This window comes from uncultured Oceanisphaera sp., assembly GCF_947495715.1.
In the GTDB taxonomy this organism is placed as follows: Bacteria; Pseudomonadota; Gammaproteobacteria; order Enterobacterales; family Aeromonadaceae; genus Oceanimonas; species Oceanimonas sediminis.
Map to the genome: position 1 here is coordinate 34,959 of NZ_CANLZU010000013.1, position 17,272 is coordinate 52,230.

The 17,272-nt window shown below is 59.5% G+C and carries 13 protein-coding genes; 10 read left to right on the forward strand and 3 right to left on the reverse strand.

Annotation, left to right across the window (positions count from 1 at the left end):
• The first annotated feature begins 5 nt into the window (after window positions 1-5).
• On the forward strand, window positions 6-425 hold the full coding sequence (locus Q0753_RS09575) for a CoA-binding protein (RefSeq protein ID WP_298719863.1): 420 nt from the start codon (window positions 6-8) through the stop codon (window positions 423-425).
• Between the two features lie 75 nt (window positions 426-500).
• Here the strand turns inward: Q0753_RS09575 and Q0753_RS09580 are convergent, their stop codons facing one another.
• The 3 genes from Q0753_RS09580 to Q0753_RS09590 all read right to left on the reverse strand — a co-directional run bounded on the left by Q0753_RS09580 (window position 501) and on the right by Q0753_RS09590 (window position 3,456).
• Entirely contained in the window at window positions 501-977 is a 477-nt protein-coding gene (locus Q0753_RS09580) for a copper chaperone PCu(A)C (RefSeq protein ID WP_298719865.1), read from the reverse strand.
• 178 nt (window positions 978-1,155) lie between these two features.
• The gene (locus Q0753_RS09585; protein ID WP_298719867.1) at window positions 1,156-2,985 is read right to left on the reverse strand and encodes a sensor domain-containing phosphodiesterase; all 1,830 of its coding nucleotides are present in this window, start codon (window positions 2,983-2,985) and stop codon (window positions 1,156-1,158) included.
• A gap of 225 nt (window positions 2,986-3,210) precedes the next feature.
• Complete coding sequence (locus tag Q0753_RS09590; protein WP_298719869.1) at window positions 3,211-3,456, reverse strand: DUF2960 domain-containing protein; 246 nt, start codon at window positions 3,454-3,456, stop codon at window positions 3,211-3,213.
• Window positions 3,457-3,578: 122 nt separating this feature from the next.
• On the opposite strand from Q0753_RS09590, the gene Q0753_RS09595 reads away from it, so the two are divergent.
• The 9 genes from Q0753_RS09595 to Q0753_RS09635 all read left to right on the forward strand — a co-directional run bounded on the left by Q0753_RS09595 (window position 3,579) and on the right by Q0753_RS09635 (window position 17,250).
• Window positions 3,579-5,525, forward strand: a complete 1,947-nt coding sequence (locus tag Q0753_RS09595; protein WP_298719871.1) for an ATP-binding protein — start codon at window positions 3,579-3,581, stop codon at window positions 5,523-5,525.
• A complete protein-coding gene (locus Q0753_RS09600) occupies window positions 5,522-6,889 on the forward strand; it encodes a sigma-54 dependent transcriptional regulator (RefSeq protein ID WP_298719873.1) in 1,368 nt (455 codons plus the stop codon). The genes Q0753_RS09595 and Q0753_RS09600 overlap by 4 nt, the downstream gene beginning before the upstream one ends.
• Window positions 6,890-7,248: 359 nt before the next feature.
• Window positions 7,249-9,456: a TRAP transporter permease gene (locus Q0753_RS09605; RefSeq protein WP_298719875.1), complete on the forward strand. Its 2,208-nt coding sequence runs from the start codon at window positions 7,249-7,251 to the stop codon at window positions 9,454-9,456.
• Window positions 9,457-9,466: 10 nt separating this feature from the next.
• Window positions 9,467-9,916: a universal stress protein gene (locus tag Q0753_RS09610; protein ID WP_298719877.1), complete on the forward strand. Its 450-nt coding sequence runs from the start codon at window positions 9,467-9,469 to the stop codon at window positions 9,914-9,916.
• Window positions 9,917-9,979: 63 nt separating this feature from the next.
• Complete coding sequence (locus tag Q0753_RS09615) at window positions 9,980-10,978, forward strand: TAXI family TRAP transporter solute-binding subunit (RefSeq protein WP_298719879.1); 999 nt, start codon at window positions 9,980-9,982, stop codon at window positions 10,976-10,978.
• A 141-nt stretch (window positions 10,979-11,119) separates the two neighbouring features.
• Complete coding sequence (locus Q0753_RS09620; protein ID WP_298719881.1) at window positions 11,120-12,496, forward strand: hypothetical protein; 1,377 nt, start codon at window positions 11,120-11,122, stop codon at window positions 12,494-12,496.
• Between the two features lie 217 nt (window positions 12,497-12,713).
• Window positions 12,714-13,922 (forward strand): ammonium transporter, encoded by a 1,209-nt coding sequence (locus Q0753_RS09625; protein WP_298719883.1) that lies wholly within the window; start codon window positions 12,714-12,716, stop codon window positions 13,920-13,922.
• A gap of 344 nt (window positions 13,923-14,266) precedes the next feature.
• Entirely contained in the window at window positions 14,267-15,595 is a 1,329-nt protein-coding gene (locus tag Q0753_RS09630; protein ID WP_298719884.1) for a dicarboxylate/amino acid:cation symporter, read from the forward strand.
• A gap of 215 nt (window positions 15,596-15,810) precedes the next feature.
• Entirely contained in the window at window positions 15,811-17,250 is a 1,440-nt protein-coding gene (locus Q0753_RS09635) for a diguanylate cyclase (RefSeq protein WP_298719886.1), read from the forward strand.
• Window positions 17,251-17,272: the final 22 nt, after the last annotated feature.

A 17,272-nucleotide genomic window follows, 5' to 3' on the forward strand; every position in this document is an offset into this window, starting at 1 on the left:
AATGCATGATGGATCAACTCGAACAACAGCGCCTGACGCACATCCTGAATCAGACGCGCAGCATTGCTCTGGTGGGCGCCTCCAACCGGCCGGAGCGAGCCAGTTACCAGGTAATGGAATACCTGCTGCAACATGGGTATCAGGTGCATCCGGTCAACCCGCAACTGGCCGGCGCCGTCATTCTCGGCCAGACCTGCGTTGCCGAACTGGACGAGCTGGATCAGCCGGTACAGCTGATCAACGTATTCCGTCGGGGCGAATATGCCGCCGACATCGCTATCGAAGCCATAGAGCATGAGGCCAAGTGCCTGTGGCTACAGGAAGGCGTGCAGAGTGTGGCGGCCGCCGAGTCGGCCGCCGAAGCCGAGCTGGAATATGTGGAAGGCCTCTGCATCAAGAAGGTGCATAGGCAACTGTTGAGCTAAAGCCGCCTGCATCAACAACAAAAAAGGAGCCTGGGGCTCCTTTTTTCGTTTATCCCTTTAAAGGATCAATGTCGGTTAATGCTGATCGTGGCCGTGGCCCTGCGCTTTGGCCGGCTCGGCATCCACCGCCACTTCCACTTCCAGGTCACCGGCCTCTTTGAAGTGCAACGTCAGCGGAAAGCGCTCGCCGGCCGCCGACACCTGCTTCAGGCCCATCAGCATCAGGTGATGACCACCCGGCGCCAGCGTCTGCTCGCCACCGGCCGGGATCACCAGCTCGTTCAGCTGGCGCATTTTCATCACGTCGCCGTCCTTGATGTGGGTATGAATTTCCACTTTCTCCGCGATCGGGCTATCGGCGCTCAGCAGTACGTCGTCGGTCTCGCCCTTGTTGGTGACCGTGAGATAGGCCACCCCTGTGGTGGCCACCGGCGGCAGGGGGCGACTCCAGGGGTGGGCAATATCCAGATCGCCGCCATGGTAGTCGTGGGCCGAGACTGCGGCAGAGCCCAGCAGCATGACCGAGGCAAACAAGATTCGTAGTGGTGCCATTATGTCATTCCTTTCAGATGATTAGGTTCGATCCATTGATAAGTAAGCTGATGGTAGTTTCCATCCGGTATTATGTCATTGGTACCTGTAAGAGAGGGGGATGTGCGCCTCGCATTCTACAGCAAGGCCAGATAGTCCGTAAGTGAATGACTGTCGGCGAAGAGAAACTGGCGTTTATTCAGGCGGTAATCGGCAGCTCAAGAAAGTCATCAACAGGCATGGGCTTATGGTATTTGAAGCCCTGCAGATAATCGCAGCCCTGGTGCTGCAGCCAGGCTTCCTGCTCACCGTGTTCCACCCCTTCGGCCACCACCTTCAGCCCCAGGCCTCTGGCCATGCCGAGAATAGACAGGGTAATGGCGCAATCATCCGGATCTCCGGGCAGATCCTGAATGAAGGATCGATCGATTTTCAGCTTGGTAAACGGCAGATTCTTGAGTCGTAACAGCGAGGAGTAACCGGTGCCAAAATCGTCGATAGACAAGGTGATCCCCATGCGCACCAGCTCTTCCAGCGTGCAGCGCAACACTGTTGAGTCACCCTTGATGGCGTCTTCGATCACCTCCAGTTCCAGCTGCGTGCCCAGCACCTGATAACGCTGCAGACTTTCCCAGACTTTATCCGCCAGCTGGGGATCCATTATCGAGTCGGCAGAAAGGTTCACCGCCACCGGCGGCATCGGCAAATCCTGTTCACGGGCCCGCTGTATATCCCGACATACCTGGTTCAGCACCCAGAGATCCAGCGCGGCGATTAAGCCGGTTTCGTAGGCCAGCGGCAGAAAATCGGCCGGCGACATAAAGCCCTGGGTCTCATGCTGCCAGCGCACCAGGGCTTCGGCACTGACCACAGCGCTGCCGTCAGCAGACATAATCGGCTGATAAAACACGCTCAGACCATGGTGGGCGATGGCGTCGGTGAGCTGGCTTTCCAGCAGAAACCGCGCCTTGGCCGTGGTTGAAATATCCTGATTGTAATATTGCGCCTGACGCCGGCCACAGGCCTTGGCATGGTACATGGCCGACTCACTGTGCCGAAGCAGGGTGGACACGTCGCCGCCATCACCGGGGAACAGAGAAATACCGATACTGGCACTGACCTGGACTTTCTGCTCCCCGACGCTGATGGGGTAGTTGACCGTTTCCAGAATGGTCGCCACCGTCTCGTCCATGGTCGCTTCCCCCGCTGGAAACCGGTAGATCATGGCAAACTCGTCTCCACCGACCCGCGCCACCATCTCCTTGCCCGGTAGCAGCATGCCGCGCAACCGGGCCGCCACCTCGCTCACCACGGCGTCACCGACCTGCTGCCCCATGCCGTTATTGATGGCATTGAGCCGGTCGATGTCGAACCACAGCAGGGCAAACGATACCGGCGTCTGCTGCTCAATCTGCTGCTGAATATGATTGCGCAGCGAGCGCAGGTTCAGCAGGCCGGTAAAATCATCATGATGGGTAATGTAGTCCAGCTCTTTGCGGCTGTTCAGCCAGGCCTCGTGGGTATTGATCAGGCTGATGGTATCGGCGATGGCAGTCACGCAGGCGATATCGGCCAGGCTCCACTGTCGTGATTGCCGGTGTTCCAGGCAGATGACACCACTCAGGCGATTGCCATCGAAGATAGGCGCATCCAGCATGGAGACCACTGGCCGGCTTGCATCCGGATAATACGGATGAAAAGAGCGAGTGCGCGGGTCGCTACATACCTCTTCGGCACAGATAATGTCGGCGGCATCCAGCGCCAGAAAATAAGCCGGGTGCCGATCGCGGCTCAGGCTGAACCCCGGATTCGGGTTCGTCGAAAGCGGGGGATAAAGCACCTCACGATCGAGGCGATGAGCACAGGGGCTCAGCGTCCAGATGCTGACGTTGTCGACCTTCAGCAGCTCACCACAGAGGGCGCTGAGAGCTTCCAGCTTCTTGCGCTTGTTCTGCCCGGTAAAGCCCCGACCGTGCAACAGCTGCGTCAGGGCCTTGTGATAACCGAAAAAGGTCTGAATTTGTTCCACAGATAGTCCGTTAGCCGTTGTGATACCAAACCATAATGGCAAACCCAATTGACACTGTCCATGCAGATTCCGGCTTCAATATGAAAACCGTCGTCCCCCGCAAGTTTTTATAAGGTTATGTTTTAAATAAGAATTATTGAATATTAATCTCATCGGCGAAACGACGGCTTAGCGCATGCCCGTCAAACAACATTCCCGTATCGGCAGGGGCCGACGCACTGGCGGTTACTCTTCACGCACTATGGTTACCTGACTGAAGCCCAGCTTGCGAAAGTATTCTTCACGAAAGTCCTTCATGGTCTTGCGGTCGTTGCGGCTGACATTGGCCACCTGACTTTCCATGCGGTGAAACTCGGTCAGATCCACCCCTTCCGCCGTGGCGATGGCGTCATAGACGCTGTGATGCTTGTCATTGGCGAAACCGATTTCTTTTTGCTGCTTGTGATAGTGGTAACTGATACGAAAGGCCATGGTGGTATGTATTCCCCGGAAAAATGCCATTGTCGCCGCAACCACGGTGCCGACTCAAGCCTTCCCTGCGAAGACAGATTCCCATCCGCCCCTCGGCAGCGCATAATCGGGGCATGAAACGAATGGACTCTTTTCCGGCTTCTGCTGCAATGCGCGAGCGCAGCCCGCTCATTCTGCTGCTGTTGCTGGGCATGGCGCTGCTCGCCTTCGTGCTGACCAGCTCGGCACGCATGCAAGCCATGGAGCAAATCCGCGAACAGGCCGATGCCAATCTCAGCCGTTATATCGTCAGCCTGCAGTATCAGCTCGACCGGCACCGGGATTTACCTCGCCTGCTGGCCAGCCAGCAGCAGCTGATCAGCCTGCTCGAACATCCCGGCAATGCGCAGAACATCGACACCGCCAACCGCTACCTGGCCTGGGTCAATGCCACCATGGGGGCCACCGACAGCTATGTGATCGGTACCGACGGCATCACCCTGGCGGCCAGCAACTGGGATCAACCCCACTCCTTTATCGGCAACGACTACAGTTTTCGCCCCTATTTCCAGCAGGCAATGGAAGGCGGTGCCGGTCGCTATTTCGCCCTGGGCAATACCTCCCGGGTACGGGGTTATTTCTTTTCCTACCCGGTGCTCCAGGCCGGTCAGATCATCGGGATCGTCGTGGTCAAGGTCGATCTGGAAGACATCGAAGCCGACTGGAGCGATCCTCTGCAGGATATTCTGGTGATGGACGAAGACGGCGTGATCTTCATTTCCACCCGGGCCTACTGGCGCTTTCGCACCCTCGGTTACTTGCCGGAAGTCGGCAGGCAGACACTTCGGCAGTCTTACGGTAATCATGAGTCACAACCCCGGGCAGGCCGCCCACCAGTCGGTCCGGCGGCGAGCCGGCTCACCGAAATGGATGTTGCCCGTATCAGCGCCAGTCGCCGTTACGGCCAGGCTCCGCTGCTGCCACTCGATATCATTCGTCGGGAAGTCACCGAACAGGGCGATCTGCTGCTGACGCTGGTCGATACCCCGGGCATTTCGTCCGACCGGCAATCCGGCCGAGCCGGCCATTACCTGCTGAGAAGCCGGCTACTGCCCGACGCCGGCATGCGGGTTGCGGTGCTGGCCAGCCTGCGTCCCTTGCAGAGCAGCCTTCTCAAGACCCTGGGCCTGGGCCTCACCTTCTACCTGATTCTGGCCGCGCTGGTGCTGTTTTTCAGCGCCCGCCACCGAATGAAGCAACAGCACCAGGCCGAGCTGCAGCAAGCGCACGAAGCGCTGGAGCTGCGCGTCAAACTGCGCACCCGGGAGCTGACCGATGCCAACCAGCGCCTGCAACAGGAAATGGAACAGCATCATCAGACCCAGAACCAGCTGATTCAGACCGCCAAGCTGGCCGTCCTCGGCCAGTTGTCTGCCGGCATCAACCATGAACTCAGCCAGCCGATCACCGCCATCCGCCATTTCGCCGACAACGGTCGCAAGCTGCTCACCCGGGGCAGAGCCGAGGCGGTAACCACCAATCTGGCCGAAATAGCCGGGCTGGCCGATCGCATGGCGGCCATTCTGCAGCCGCTCAGGGAGTTCGCCCGCCCACAGCAGGAGTCCGGGCGGAGCGTCAATCTGCAGCATCTGCGCCAGGGGGTCATGGTGATCATGGGCAGCCAGCTGGAGCAGCAACAGGTCGACATCAGCTGGCCAGAAGGACTGGAGCGGCTCTGGGTGACCGGCGACATCGGCCGGCTGGAACAGGTGCTGGTCAACCTGATCGGCAACGCCCTGCAGGCCATGATCGGACAGTCGTCTCCCCGCATCGAGATCACGCTCGACAGCCAACCCCAATGGGTACGGCTGAGCGTGCGCGATCGGGGGCCGGGCCTGCCCCCCGACGCCCTGACTCATGTATTCGAGCCTTTCTACACCACCAAGCCGACCGGTATGGGGCTGGGGCTGTCCATTTCCCACCGTATCGTCCATAGCCTTAACGGCAGACTGGAAGCCGCCAATCACCCGCAAGGTGGTGCCCTGTTCACCCTGACGTTGCCATCGTATTCACCTCAGGAGCATGCATGAACCATGACGCTACCGTCATCCTGGTCGATGACGATCCCCATGTCCGCCTGTCGGCCGGGCAAACCCTGGAGCTGGAAGACTACCAGGTGCTCGCACTGGCCGATGCCCGCCAGGCCCTGGCCCGGATCACCCCCGACTTTGCCGGCGTGGTGGTCACCGACATCAATATGCCGGGCATGAGCGGGCTGGAGCTGCTGCAACAGATCAAACAGCTGGACTCGGACATTCCGGTGATCCTGATCACCGGCTTCGGGGATATCTCGATGGCGGTCGGCGCCATCCGCAACGGCGCCTACGACTTCATCGAAAAACCCTTCTCCGCCGACCTGCTGCTCGATGTGGTGCATCGGGCGCTGGAAAAACGCACCCTGACCCTGGAAAATCGCACCCTGCGTCAGGAACTGCAGGCCCAGAGCGCCCCCGGGCCGCGCATCATCGGCAGCTCTCCCGCCATACTGCAACTGCGCCAGCTGGTACTGACCGTGGCCGACACCCCGGCCGATGTGCTGCTGATGGGGGAAACCGGTACCGGCAAGGATTTGCTGGCCCGCTATATCCACGAGCACAGTCCGCGCCGGGAGCGCAATTTTGTGGCCATCAACTGCGGCGGCGTACCCGAGACCCTGATCGAGTCGGAGCTGTTCGGCCACGAAAAAGGCGCCTTTACCGATGCCAGAGAACGACGCATCGGCAAGTTGGAGCATGCCAACGGCGGCACCCTGTTCCTGGATGAAATTGAAAGCATGCCGATGAGCCTGCAGATCAAACTGCTGCGGGTACTGGAAGAAAGAACCATAGAACGGCTGGGATCCAACACCCTGATCCCGCTCGATCTCAGGATCATCGCCGCCACCAAGGCCGATCTTCGTGCGCTGGCCGAGACCGGCGAGTTTCGCGAGGATCTCTATTACCGACTCAACGTGGTGCGCATCGACATTCCTCCCCTGCGGGCCCGCCCCCAGGACATTCCCATGCTGTTCCAGCATTTCGCCCTGCTCGCCTCCTCTTTGTACGAACGGGAGATTCCGCCGCTGTCGCCCGAGCGCATTCACCGCCTGATGAGCCACGACTGGCCCGGCAACGTGCGTGAACTGCGTAATCTGGCGGAGCGATATGTGCTGCTCGGCGAAGCCTGTACCTTCGACTTCGACGACAGGCCCATCACAGAGCCGGAGCCGGTGACCCAGGGGCTGGCCGCTCGGGTCGAACACTTCGAAAGAACCCTGATTCAGGCCGAACTCGCCCGCCACGGCGGCTCCATCAAACACACCCTGGAGAGTCTCCAGTTACCGCGCAAGACCCTGTACGACAAGATGAAAAAGCACGGTCTGGACAAGAATGACTATCGAGGAGAACCGGACTGATGGGGGGATTTCCCCCCATCGGCAGACCGTGCCCCACGCCGGCAGAGCGACCCAGGGCACGGCTTCACACTCCAATAACCTTCTTTTTCACCCGTTTCAGCACCAATGGGTGGAAATCCCCCCAGGCCTGAGCCAGGACCGGCGGCTTTCCACCCATTTTCTTTCTTCGCCCGCCTTTTCTACTGCGGACGATCCGTCGTCAGCCCCTGTCCCACGGGCCTCTGCCCCCACCCCACCAATTCTGGCCTCATTATTGCTACATGGCATTAACAACAACGCCACAGGGTTATCCGCACTCGGGAGACCCCCGGCAGGGAAAGCCAACCGGCCCAGAAGCCGGAGCAAATACAGAGGTCAAGATGTCAAACGACGAACAACAACTCGACAGCCTGAGTCCCGACGAGCAGAAAAAGCTCAAGGAACTGATGGAAAAAGATGTCAAGAGCGAGCGCAAGCTCACCGGGCCCTGGGCCTGGCTGACCGCCGGCCTGGCCGCGATCATGGTCGCCATCTACTTTTACGGCGCCGGCGTCGCCGCCCTCAGTACCCAGTACCATCTCGGCATCTATGTGCTGATCACCTTCGTGCTGGTTTTTCTGTTATACCCGGCGGGCAGCCGCGCCGCCCATGGCGGCCTGTCGTTGATCAGCGCCACCCTGCTGTCGTTGCTGGTCAGCTGCTTTCTGGTGTACGACTCGCCCACCGCCTTCTACCAGCAACTGACCCTGTTCCGGGAAACCTGGGACTACGACGGTCTCGGCATGGCGCTGGAGCAGGATCTGGACAAGCTGCACTACGGCCTGTGGCTGATCCTGCCCTTCGCCGCCATCCTGCTGCCGCTGGACCAGTGGCTGAACCGGCGTAATCACAACAGCCCCACCGCCAGCGATGTGATACTGGCCCTGATGACCGCCGGTACCGTGCTGTACTGGATCAGCCAGTTCGAGCTGCTCAACTACCGGGCCGGGGCAGAAAACGAAGTCGACATGCTGATCAGCATCGTCGGTCTGCTGCTGTCACTGGAAATCTGCCGCCGGGTGCTGGGCTGGTCCATCACCCTGATTGGGGTGGCGATGATCGCCTTCGCCCTGTTCGGCCCCTACCTGCCCGACCTGCTGGCCCACCGGGGCTTTCGTTTCGAACGTCTGGCCACCGCCCTGTTCCTCACCACCAACGGAGTGTTCGGGGTCATGGCCAGCGTGCTGGCGACCTATGTCATCCTGTTCATCTTCTTCGGGGCCTTCCTGCAGAAGTCCGGCGCCGGCAAGTTTTTCATCGATCTGCCGCTGGCTCTCGCCGGTCGCTCCACCGGCGGACCCGCCAAGGTCGCCGTTATCTCCTCCGCCCTGTTCGGCTCGGTGTCCGGTTCAGCCATCGCCAATACCGTGTCTTCCGGCGCCTTCACCATTCCCATGATGAAACGGGCCGGTTTCAGGCCCCATGTGGCCGGGGCCATCGAACCCGCCGCCTCCATCGGCGGCATGTTTCTGCCCCCCATCATGGGTGCCGGCGGCTTCCTGATGGCCGAACTGACCGGTACCCCCTATTCCACCATCATGATGCTGTCCATCGGCCCGGCGCTGCTCTACTTCCTGGCGGTGTACTGCATGGTGCACTTCGAAGCCAAGAAGCATGGCCTGGTCGGCGTACAGGGCGAAGAAATACCCCACTGGAAAACCGTGTTCAAGAGCGGCTGGTACTATGCCCTGCCGCTGGTGATCATCACGGTGCTGTTGCTCACCGGCCGTTCCGCCGGCAACTCGGCATTCTGGGCGACCCTGTCGTGTATCGCGGTCAGCTGGGTCGACAAGGAAACCCGTATGGGGCCCCGGGAAGTCTGGGATGCCATTCAGATCGGCGCGCGCAACACCCTGATCGTGGGCGCCACCATCGGCGTGATCGGCATCATCGTCGGCACCATTTCACTCACCGGCATGGGCCTCAAGTTCTCGGATCTGATCATCTCCATGGCCGGTGACAGCCTGCTGCTGGCGCTGATACTGGTGGCCATTGCCTCGCTGGTGCTGGGCATGGGGGTACCGGTGACCGCCGCCTATCTGATTGTGGCCGTGCTGGCGGTGCCTGCGCTGGGCGAATTCGGCGTCTCGGCCATTGCCGCCCACATGATCGTCTACTGGCTGTCTCAGGACTCCAACATCACGCCGCCGGTGTGCGTGGCCGCCTATGCGGGCGCCGCCATCGCCGGATCGGATCCCTGGAAAACCGGCTGGACCTCGTTCAAGTTCGCCAAGATGCTGTACGTGATGCCGCTGCTGTTCGCCTATGTGCCGGCCATGCTGCTCGACGGCAGCGTGCTGGAAATCATCACCGCCTTTGTATCGGCCACCCTGGGTACCATCGCCTTCGGCGCCTTCGCCATGGGGTACCTGCGCCGCAAGACCCGGCTGTTGGAATGGCTGCTGCTCGGTGCCGGTACCCTGTTGCTGTACTGGCCGACACTGATGTCCGATATCGGCGGTCTGGCACTGGTCGCCCTGGTGTGGTGGCTGCAACGGGAAAGCAATGCCACGCCGATGGCCGATATTCACCACTCCAATGCCAGTTAAGGATATTCCCATGGCCCAGATTAAGTTGATTGTATATGCCACCGACTTCTCCGCCAGCGCCGCCCGGGCGGCTGAGCTGGCCAGTCATCTGGCCCGGATGCACGGCGCCCGCCTGCACCTGCTGCACGTGATCACCGAGCTGGGCGACCGGCACCGGCGCAGCATTCCCGCCGGGGTAATGGACGCCTTCGTCAGGGAGGTCAACACCCAGGCAATGACCGACATGCATGACTTCAAACAACGGCTGTTCGGCCAGTTTCAGGGCGAGCTGACCACCGACGTGGTGATAGGGTCCGGCCCCGAGGCCCTGTTGTCCCAGGCCAAACATCTGGGGGCCGACCTCATCATCATGGGCAGCCATGGCCGTCATGGCCTGGAACAACGGCTGCTGGGCTCCACCACCGAGCGCGTTATTCGTCAATCATCGATTCCGGTATTAACGGTACCCGAGCGCGGCTGAACCGCCGCCTCCCCTTTCTCGAGGGAAGACAACGAGAAATACAACCATAAAGAGGAAACAACCATGATACTGAATAAAATGTGCAAGCCTGCCAGGACGCTGACATCCATCACCCTCGTTGCCGTGGCGACCGCCGGCATGGGCATGGCTCACGCCCAGACCGAGCGGTTGGCGTTTTCCGGTGGCCCGGACGGCGGCACCTTCCAGTATTTCTCCAACGGCATTGCCACCCGGCTGTCGCGCACCATGGAGGGCGTGGAAGTCTCCAACATGGCTTCCGCCGGCTCGGTAGAAAACCTGCGTCGGGTTAACTCCCGCGACGCCGACTTCGGTATCGTCTACTCCGGCGACATGTATCTGGGGCTGACCGGCAAGCTGACCAACGACAGCCGCAAGTATCACAATGTGCAGGCCATGTCCTATCTTTACGGCGCTCCGGCGCACCTGATAGTGCTGGACGGCTCCGGCATTACCGATGTAGCCCAGCTGGCAGGCAAGAACATCGCCGTGGGACCCGCCGGGTCCGGGGCGGCCGCCTCCGCCCAGCGCTTCTTCGAGGGGGTGGGGCTGTGGGACAAGATCACGCCCCAGTACATCGGCTACAACCAGGGCGCCTCGGCACTGGGCGACCGCCAGATCGACGCGCTCTGGGTATTTGCCGGCTTCCCCAATGCGTCGGTGATCCAGGCCGCTTCCAGCAACAAGATCCGCCTGCTGCAGGTGAACGAAGCTGCCGAAAAAGGCACCCTGTTCAATGACCACCCCTACTACGCCGCGGTCACCATTCCTGCCGGCACCTACGCCAACGTGGATTATGATGTGGTGACCATTCAGGACTCCGCCCTGTGGGTCGCAGGCCGTCATTTGTCCGAAGAAAAGGTGCGCGACAGCCTGCAGGAGATCTATTCATCCGACGGCCTGACGTTCATGTCCTCCGTCTCCCAGGCCGCCAAGTCCATGAGTATCGACAGCGGCATCATGGGTATCGTGACCCCGATGCACGACGGCGCCAAGGGATTCTGGACCGAACAGGGCAAGACGCTCACCGAAGCTCAGCAATAATCCCTTCACCTTCAGTTAGTTAAACCCCGCACTAGCGGGGTTTTTTATCACTAGACTGGCCGCTCAGGCTGTTTATCCTCCCTCTTTACTGCAATTTAATATATTGTTATTGCTGTTGTTTTTGTTGGAGTATCCCGATTTTTGATCAGCGTTGAGCGTAAAGATGGCTTCGCCCTCAAGGTATCCCGCATTCTGCGGGAGGCAACCGAGCATCGGCTGGATATGTACCTCTTTATTCCCGGCGAACTGGGGCTGAACACCAATGTGGTGCCGGAAGAAGAGTTTTACCACAGCGCCATTCAGGTACAGCGCACCTATTTCAGTGACCAGCCTCTGCTGCCACTGGTACACAGCCGACTGGCCCGCCGGGGCAAACTCACCACCGAGCAATACCGCCTCAGCCTCAGCCTCTATGCCTATCAGTACGTGGTGGGGCTGGAGCAGTCCTGTCACAAGCTGCGTAACGAAAAAGACGGCGCCAGCCAGGAGGCGATAGAAGAGGTGATCGCCCTGGCCCAGGATATTCTGCGCCGTCTGCGCCGCAATGTGCCCACGGACCAAACCCTGCTCAAGTACTACGCCAACATCGACAACTATCTGTCCTGGTTTACCGAGCAGCGGCTGTTGTCGCTGGTGGCTCACCTGCCCCGCAACGGCGATTACAAGACCACCAAGTCACTGCTGCTGGAAGTGTGTGATATCGAACACCGGCATCGTGAACGGCAGCAATATAATTCCAGCCACACCACGGAGGCGTTGTCGCGCATTTCCAACAAGATGCGGCTGCTGCGCAGATTGATCGAATATCCGGTAACGCTCAAGGAGAAAACCCGGGAGCTGGGTGGCGGCGAGCAGAAGCTGCTCAAGGCCGGGGTCACCGCCGTGGTGATGACCTCGGTATCGCTGGCCGCCTACGAGGTGCGCGAAACCCTGGGCGGCATTTCGCTGATGGTGATTTTTGCCCTGGCTCTGCTTTATGCTCTGCGTGAACTGTTCAAGGACGACTTGCGCAACACCCTGTGGCGCTGGCTGCGCAAGGGGCGCCCCAAATGGCGACGACAGTATTTTGATGTGCACAGCAGCCAACTGGTGGGCCGCCAGCTCGAGTGGTTCGACTACCGGCGCAGCTCGCGACTGGATGACGATATTCTGGCCGCCCGGCGCGCCACCATCAGCCAGCGGGAAGAGGTGATCATGCACTATGGCAGCCACTCCCGCATGTTGCCCACCCGTTTTCTGAGTGGCTACGAGCAGACACGCGAAGTACTGCAGCTGGACTTGAGTCTGCTGTCCAAGCTGATGGAAAAGGGCTCGCATCATGTCTATCAGTTGAACGAGGGGCAGGTGTCCCGCCAATCGGTGGAAAAACGCTATCTGATCAACCTGGTCACCCGCGAAATACAGGGCCAGAAGCCGCCGGTTATTCAGCGCTGGAAGGTGGTGATGAGCCGCTCCAAAATCGTGGAAATAGAGGAAATTCCGCAACGAAAACCCGCCGGCTCTTCTCCGCAAGCATAACCATATCCCCTTGCCCGCTTCGTCCGACAGCGTGCACCGGGCGACTCAATCATCCTGACTCGACTATTGGCCCTTACACTTTGGCATGATTAATGCTGGTTATTTTATGTGAGCGACATCACAAGATGCCTCGCACTATTCTGGCCAGGCAACAAGGGCATTGCACCATAGTAATGCAACACCTGCACCACCACGGAGCATGAAGGAGAAGAGATTCATGGACAGTATCAGTACCGCCATCGACACCCTGGCACAGAGTGCCAACACCCTGTTTATTCTGATGGGATCCGTGATGGTGTTTGCCATGCACGCCGGCTTCGCCTTTCTGGAAGTAGGCACGGTGCGCCACAAGAATCAGGTCAACGCCCTGGCCAAGATCATGACCGACTTCGGCTTTTCCGCCGTCGCCTACTTCTTTGTCGGCTACTGGGTTGCCTATGGGGTGACCTTCTTTCAGGACGCCGAAACCCTGTCTGCGGGTCAGGGCTATGAGCTGGTCAAGTTCTTCTTTCTGATGACCTTTGCCGCCGCCATTCCCGCCATCGTTTCCGGCGGTATCGCCGAGCGGGCCAAATTCTGGCCCATTCTGTGCGCGTCATCGCTGTCGGTGGCCTTCGTTTATCCGTTTTTCGAAGGCATCGCCTGGAACGGCAACTTCGGCCTGCAAGCCTGGCTGGAAAGCACCTTCGGCGCGCCCTTTCATGACTTTGCCGGCTCTGTGGTGGTGCATGGCGTTGGCGGCTGGATAGCCCTGGTGGCGGTATTGCTGCTGGGTGTACGCCGGGGTCGTTACCGCAACGGTAAACTGGTGGCCTTTCCGCCGTCCAACATTCCCTTTCTGGCCCTCGGCGCCTGGATACTGTCCATTGGCTGGTTCGGTTTCAACGTGATGTCGGCCCAGACGCTGGACGGCATTTCCGGCCTGGTGGCACTGAACTCCATGATGGCCATGGTCGGTGGCATTATCGCCGCGCTGATCCTGGGCAAGAATGACCCGGGCTTCATCCATAACGGCCCGCTGGCCGGTCTGGTGGCGGTATGTGCCGGCTCGGATCTGATGCACCCCATCGGCGCTCTGGTGGTGGGCATGATCGCCGGTGGCCTGTTCGTGTGGCTGTTTACCCTGCAGCAAAACAAGTTGAAGATCGACGATGTGCTGGGTGTCTGGCCGCTGCACGGCATCTGCGGCGCCTGGGGTGGCATTGCCGCCGGTATTTTCGGCCAGCAGGCACTGGGTGGCCTGGGCGGCGTCAGCATTCTCTCTCAGCTGCTGGGCACCGCCGCCGGTATCCTGGTGGCCCTGCTGGGCGGCCTGTTGGTGTACGGCAGCATCAAGCTGCTGGTGGGAATTCGTCTGACCGATGAGCAGGAATTCAACGGTGCCGATCTCAGCATCCACAAGATTGCCGCCACCTTCAACGACTGAGTCATACCAAATTGAGATGACAATCAAACAGATCGACTGGTTAATGGAGTAAGACCATCACGTCTTTCACAGCAGGCGCTACCTTGATGTAAAGGTGGCGCCTGTTGCGATTCGGGTCATCAGCATGATCTAACACAAAGTTTGACTTCAGTAGTAAAAAAGAGAATCAGTGAGCACCAACAAAGCAGAAAACTTCACGCCAAGACAAAAAAATGGCATTCTGCGCGCCGCTCCGCCACACCCGACCTGCTCGGTGTGACGAATCAGAGGCTCCAAACCTCACCTCAGGGCATCCTTGATGCCACCGTTTTGCTCCCTTATATCGGATAAGGAGAATCCATCTGATGACTACCGACAAGAAAAAAATGTCGCTGACCGGCAAGGTCCTGCTGGGCATGAGCCTGGGTATTGTGGCCGGCTTTATCTTCCGTACCCTGCTGGCCGACGTCACCTTCGTGCAGGAATATATCGTCAATGGTCTGCTGCAGGTGGGTGGCGAAATCTTTATCGCCAGCCTCAAGATGCTGGTGGTACCCTTGATTTTCGTGTCGCTGGTCTGCGGCACCAGCTCACTGAAAGACCTTTCCACCCTGGGACGCCTCGGGGGCAAGACACTGGCGTTCTATCTGGTCACCACCGCCATCGCCATCACCCTGGCGCTGTTGATGGGCAACCTGTTCAAACCCGGTGACGGCGTCGACCTGACCAGCGCCACCACCTTCGCCGCCAAGGAAGCGCCCAGCCTGGGCCAGGTGATTGTCGGCATGTTCCCCACCAACCCCATCAATTCGATGGCCGAGGGCAACACCCTGCAGATCATCGTGTTTGCGGTACTGTTCGGCATCGCCATCAGCCTGGCCGGCAAACCGGGCGAGCGCATTGCCGCCCTGTTCAATGACTTCAACGAGGTCATCATGAAGCTGGTGACGCTGCTGATGAACGTGGCGCCCTACGGCGTCTTCTGCCTGATGGCCCAGCTGTTTACCAGTCTGGGACTGGATGCCATCGTCAACCTGCTGGAGTATTTCCTGGTGCTGGCCGGTACCCTGCTGCTGCATGGTCTGGTGACCTACTCCGTCATGTTCCGGGTCTTTACCGGCCTGAATCCGCTGACCTTCCTCAAGAAAATGGAAGATGCGGTGATGTTCGCCTTTTCCACCGCCTCCTCCAACGCCACCATTCCGGTGACCATGGAGACCGCGACCCGCCGCATGGGGGTAGACAACAAGGTGGCCGCCTTTACCGTGCCGCTGGGTGCCACCATCAACATGGATGGCACCGCCATCATGCAGGGCGTGGCCACCGCCTTTATCGCCCAGGCGTTCAACATCGACCTGAGCTTCAACGACTACCTGATGGTGATCATGACCGCGACCCTGGCTTCCGTTGGCACCGCCGGTGTACCCGGTGTCGGCCTGATCATGCTGGCCATGGTACTGAACCAGGTGGGCCTGCCGGTAGAAGGCATAGCACTGATCATCGGCGTCGACCGTCTGCTGGACATGATCCGCACCGCGGTCAACATTACCGGCGACTCGGTAGTGACCTGCATCGTGGGTAAAAGCGAAGGTGCCATGGATGTGGCGCGCTTCAACAACCCCGACGCCGGCAAGAAAGAAGAAGAAATTCACTTTCCGCACCAGGCCCCGTCGCAAGCCAAAACCGAGGCCTGACCGCCGTTTTCAACCTGCACCACGCCCGGGCCTCGCCCGGGCTTTTTTTATCCGCCAGCTCCCCATGCCAATCGTATTTCTGCGCGCCGACCAGCACAATGACACAGACAAGCATTGCTCCGGCCTGTCTAACGTCGCATTATGGACTCATGCATCACCGCCTGAGGACAGGGATGAATTCAGTATTGATACTTGCTTTAGGCGGGCTAACGTCAATGTTTCACCGCTTATCCGGTTATCGCCTGCTGTCGGGTGTATGGCTGTTGCTTGCCTCCGCCACCCTGTGGGCAAATGATTCCCGAGTGCCACTCAGCGTCACCCAGCAAGTCTATCTCAATGCCCACCCAACCCTGTCGATGTGTGTGGATCCGGATTGGCTACCGTTTGAAGCGATAGACAAAAACAACCAGCATGTGGGCATTGCCGCCGATCTCATCGCCCTGGTCGCCGCCAAAACCGGATTACGAATACAGCTGTATCCCACCTCCGGCTGGGAAGAGAGCCTGGTCGCCTCCCGTAACGGAGACTGCGTGGCGCTGAGTTTGCTCAACCAGACCCCGGAGCGCGAACAGTGGCTGATCTTTACCGACCCGCTGCTGGACGACCCCAATGTGCTGATCACCCGCGAAGAGCACCCCTTTATCTCCGATGTCGCCGGCCTGACCGACAAGACCATCGCCCTGCAGCGGGGCACCGCCATGGCCGAATTCTTCGCCCGGGACTTTCCCAACCTGACCATTATCGACACCGATACCGAAACCGAAGCCCTGCAACTGGTCTCGGATGGCAAAGCCGATCTGACCCTGAGATCGCTGGTGGTGGCCGCCCATACCATCAAGCAGCAGGGTTGGTACAACCTCAAGATTTCGGGACAGATTCCCGGTTACGAAAACCGGCTGCGCATGGGGGTATTGCAGTCGGAACATACCCTGCGCGATATTCTCAACCAGGGTATCAATGCCATTACCGCGCAGGAACGGCAAAAAGTGATGGATCGTCATCTGTCATTGCAGATGGTGTCGGAGGTGATTACCGATTACACCCTGGCCTACGGGCTGGGATTGCTGCTGATTGCCGTTATCGGCACCAGCCTGTTCTGGGCGCGTCGCCTGCGGGCACTGAACCGGCAGCTCGAGTTGACGGCACAGACCGACTCCCTGACCCGCTTGCCCAACCGCCACGGCCTGAATGCAACGCTGGAAAAAGACCTGCAACGCGCCCTGCGTTACCATCATCCACTGGCGGTGATCATGATCGACATCGATCACTTCAAGCATGTCAACGATCAATACGGCCATCTGGTTGGCGACAAGGTGCTGGTTCAATTTGGCGAGCTGTTAAAAACGCATCTGCGCGAAGCCGACTCCATCTGCCGCTGGGGCGGAGAAGAGTTTCTTATTCTCTGCTTTGATACCGACCTCGAGCACAGCCGGCAACTGGCCGAACGGCTGCTGCACAGCATACGCCGGCATCGCTTTCCCGGTCAGGAACACATTACCGCCAGCGCCGGCCTCGCTACACTGGCACCCGGTGATACCGTGGATACCCTGATACAACGAGCCGACGATGCCCTTTACCAGGCCAAGCACCAGGGCCGGGATCAGGCCTGTGCAGCGCAGACCAACGACCACGGCGATAGCGCCGAAAAGTCCTGAACACCGGCCTGCCTGACGAGCA

What these genes read in the sequence shown, in the direction of transcription:
- Q0753_RS09575 (WP_298719863.1), top strand. Translation starts at nt 6, where the DNA reads ATGATGGATCAACTCGAACAACAGCGCCTGACGCACATCCTGAATCAG.
- Q0753_RS09580 (WP_298719865.1), bottom strand. Translation starts at nt 977, where the DNA reads ATGGCACCACTACGAATCTTGTTTGCCTCGGTCATGCTGCTGGGCTCT.
- Q0753_RS09590 (WP_298719869.1), bottom strand. Translation starts at nt 3,456, where the DNA reads ATGGCCTTTCGTATCAGTTACCACTATCACAAGCAGCAAAAAGAAATC.
- Q0753_RS09595 (WP_298719871.1), top strand. Translation starts at nt 3,579, where the DNA reads ATGGACTCTTTTCCGGCTTCTGCTGCAATGCGCGAGCGCAGCCCGCTC.
- Q0753_RS09600 (WP_298719873.1), top strand. Translation starts at nt 5,522, where the DNA reads ATGAACCATGACGCTACCGTCATCCTGGTCGATGACGATCCCCATGTC.
- Q0753_RS09605 (WP_298719875.1), top strand. Translation starts at nt 7,249, where the DNA reads ATGTCAAACGACGAACAACAACTCGACAGCCTGAGTCCCGACGAGCAG.
- Q0753_RS09610 (WP_298719877.1), top strand. Translation starts at nt 9,467, where the DNA reads ATGGCCCAGATTAAGTTGATTGTATATGCCACCGACTTCTCCGCCAGC.
- Q0753_RS09615 (WP_298719879.1), top strand. Translation starts at nt 9,980, where the DNA reads ATGATACTGAATAAAATGTGCAAGCCTGCCAGGACGCTGACATCCATC.
- Q0753_RS09625 (WP_298719883.1), top strand. Translation starts at nt 12,714, where the DNA reads ATGGACAGTATCAGTACCGCCATCGACACCCTGGCACAGAGTGCCAAC.
- Q0753_RS09630 (WP_298719884.1), top strand. Translation starts at nt 14,267, where the DNA reads ATGACTACCGACAAGAAAAAAATGTCGCTGACCGGCAAGGTCCTGCTG.
- Q0753_RS09635 (WP_298719886.1), top strand. Translation starts at nt 15,811, where the DNA reads ATGTTTCACCGCTTATCCGGTTATCGCCTGCTGTCGGGTGTATGGCTG.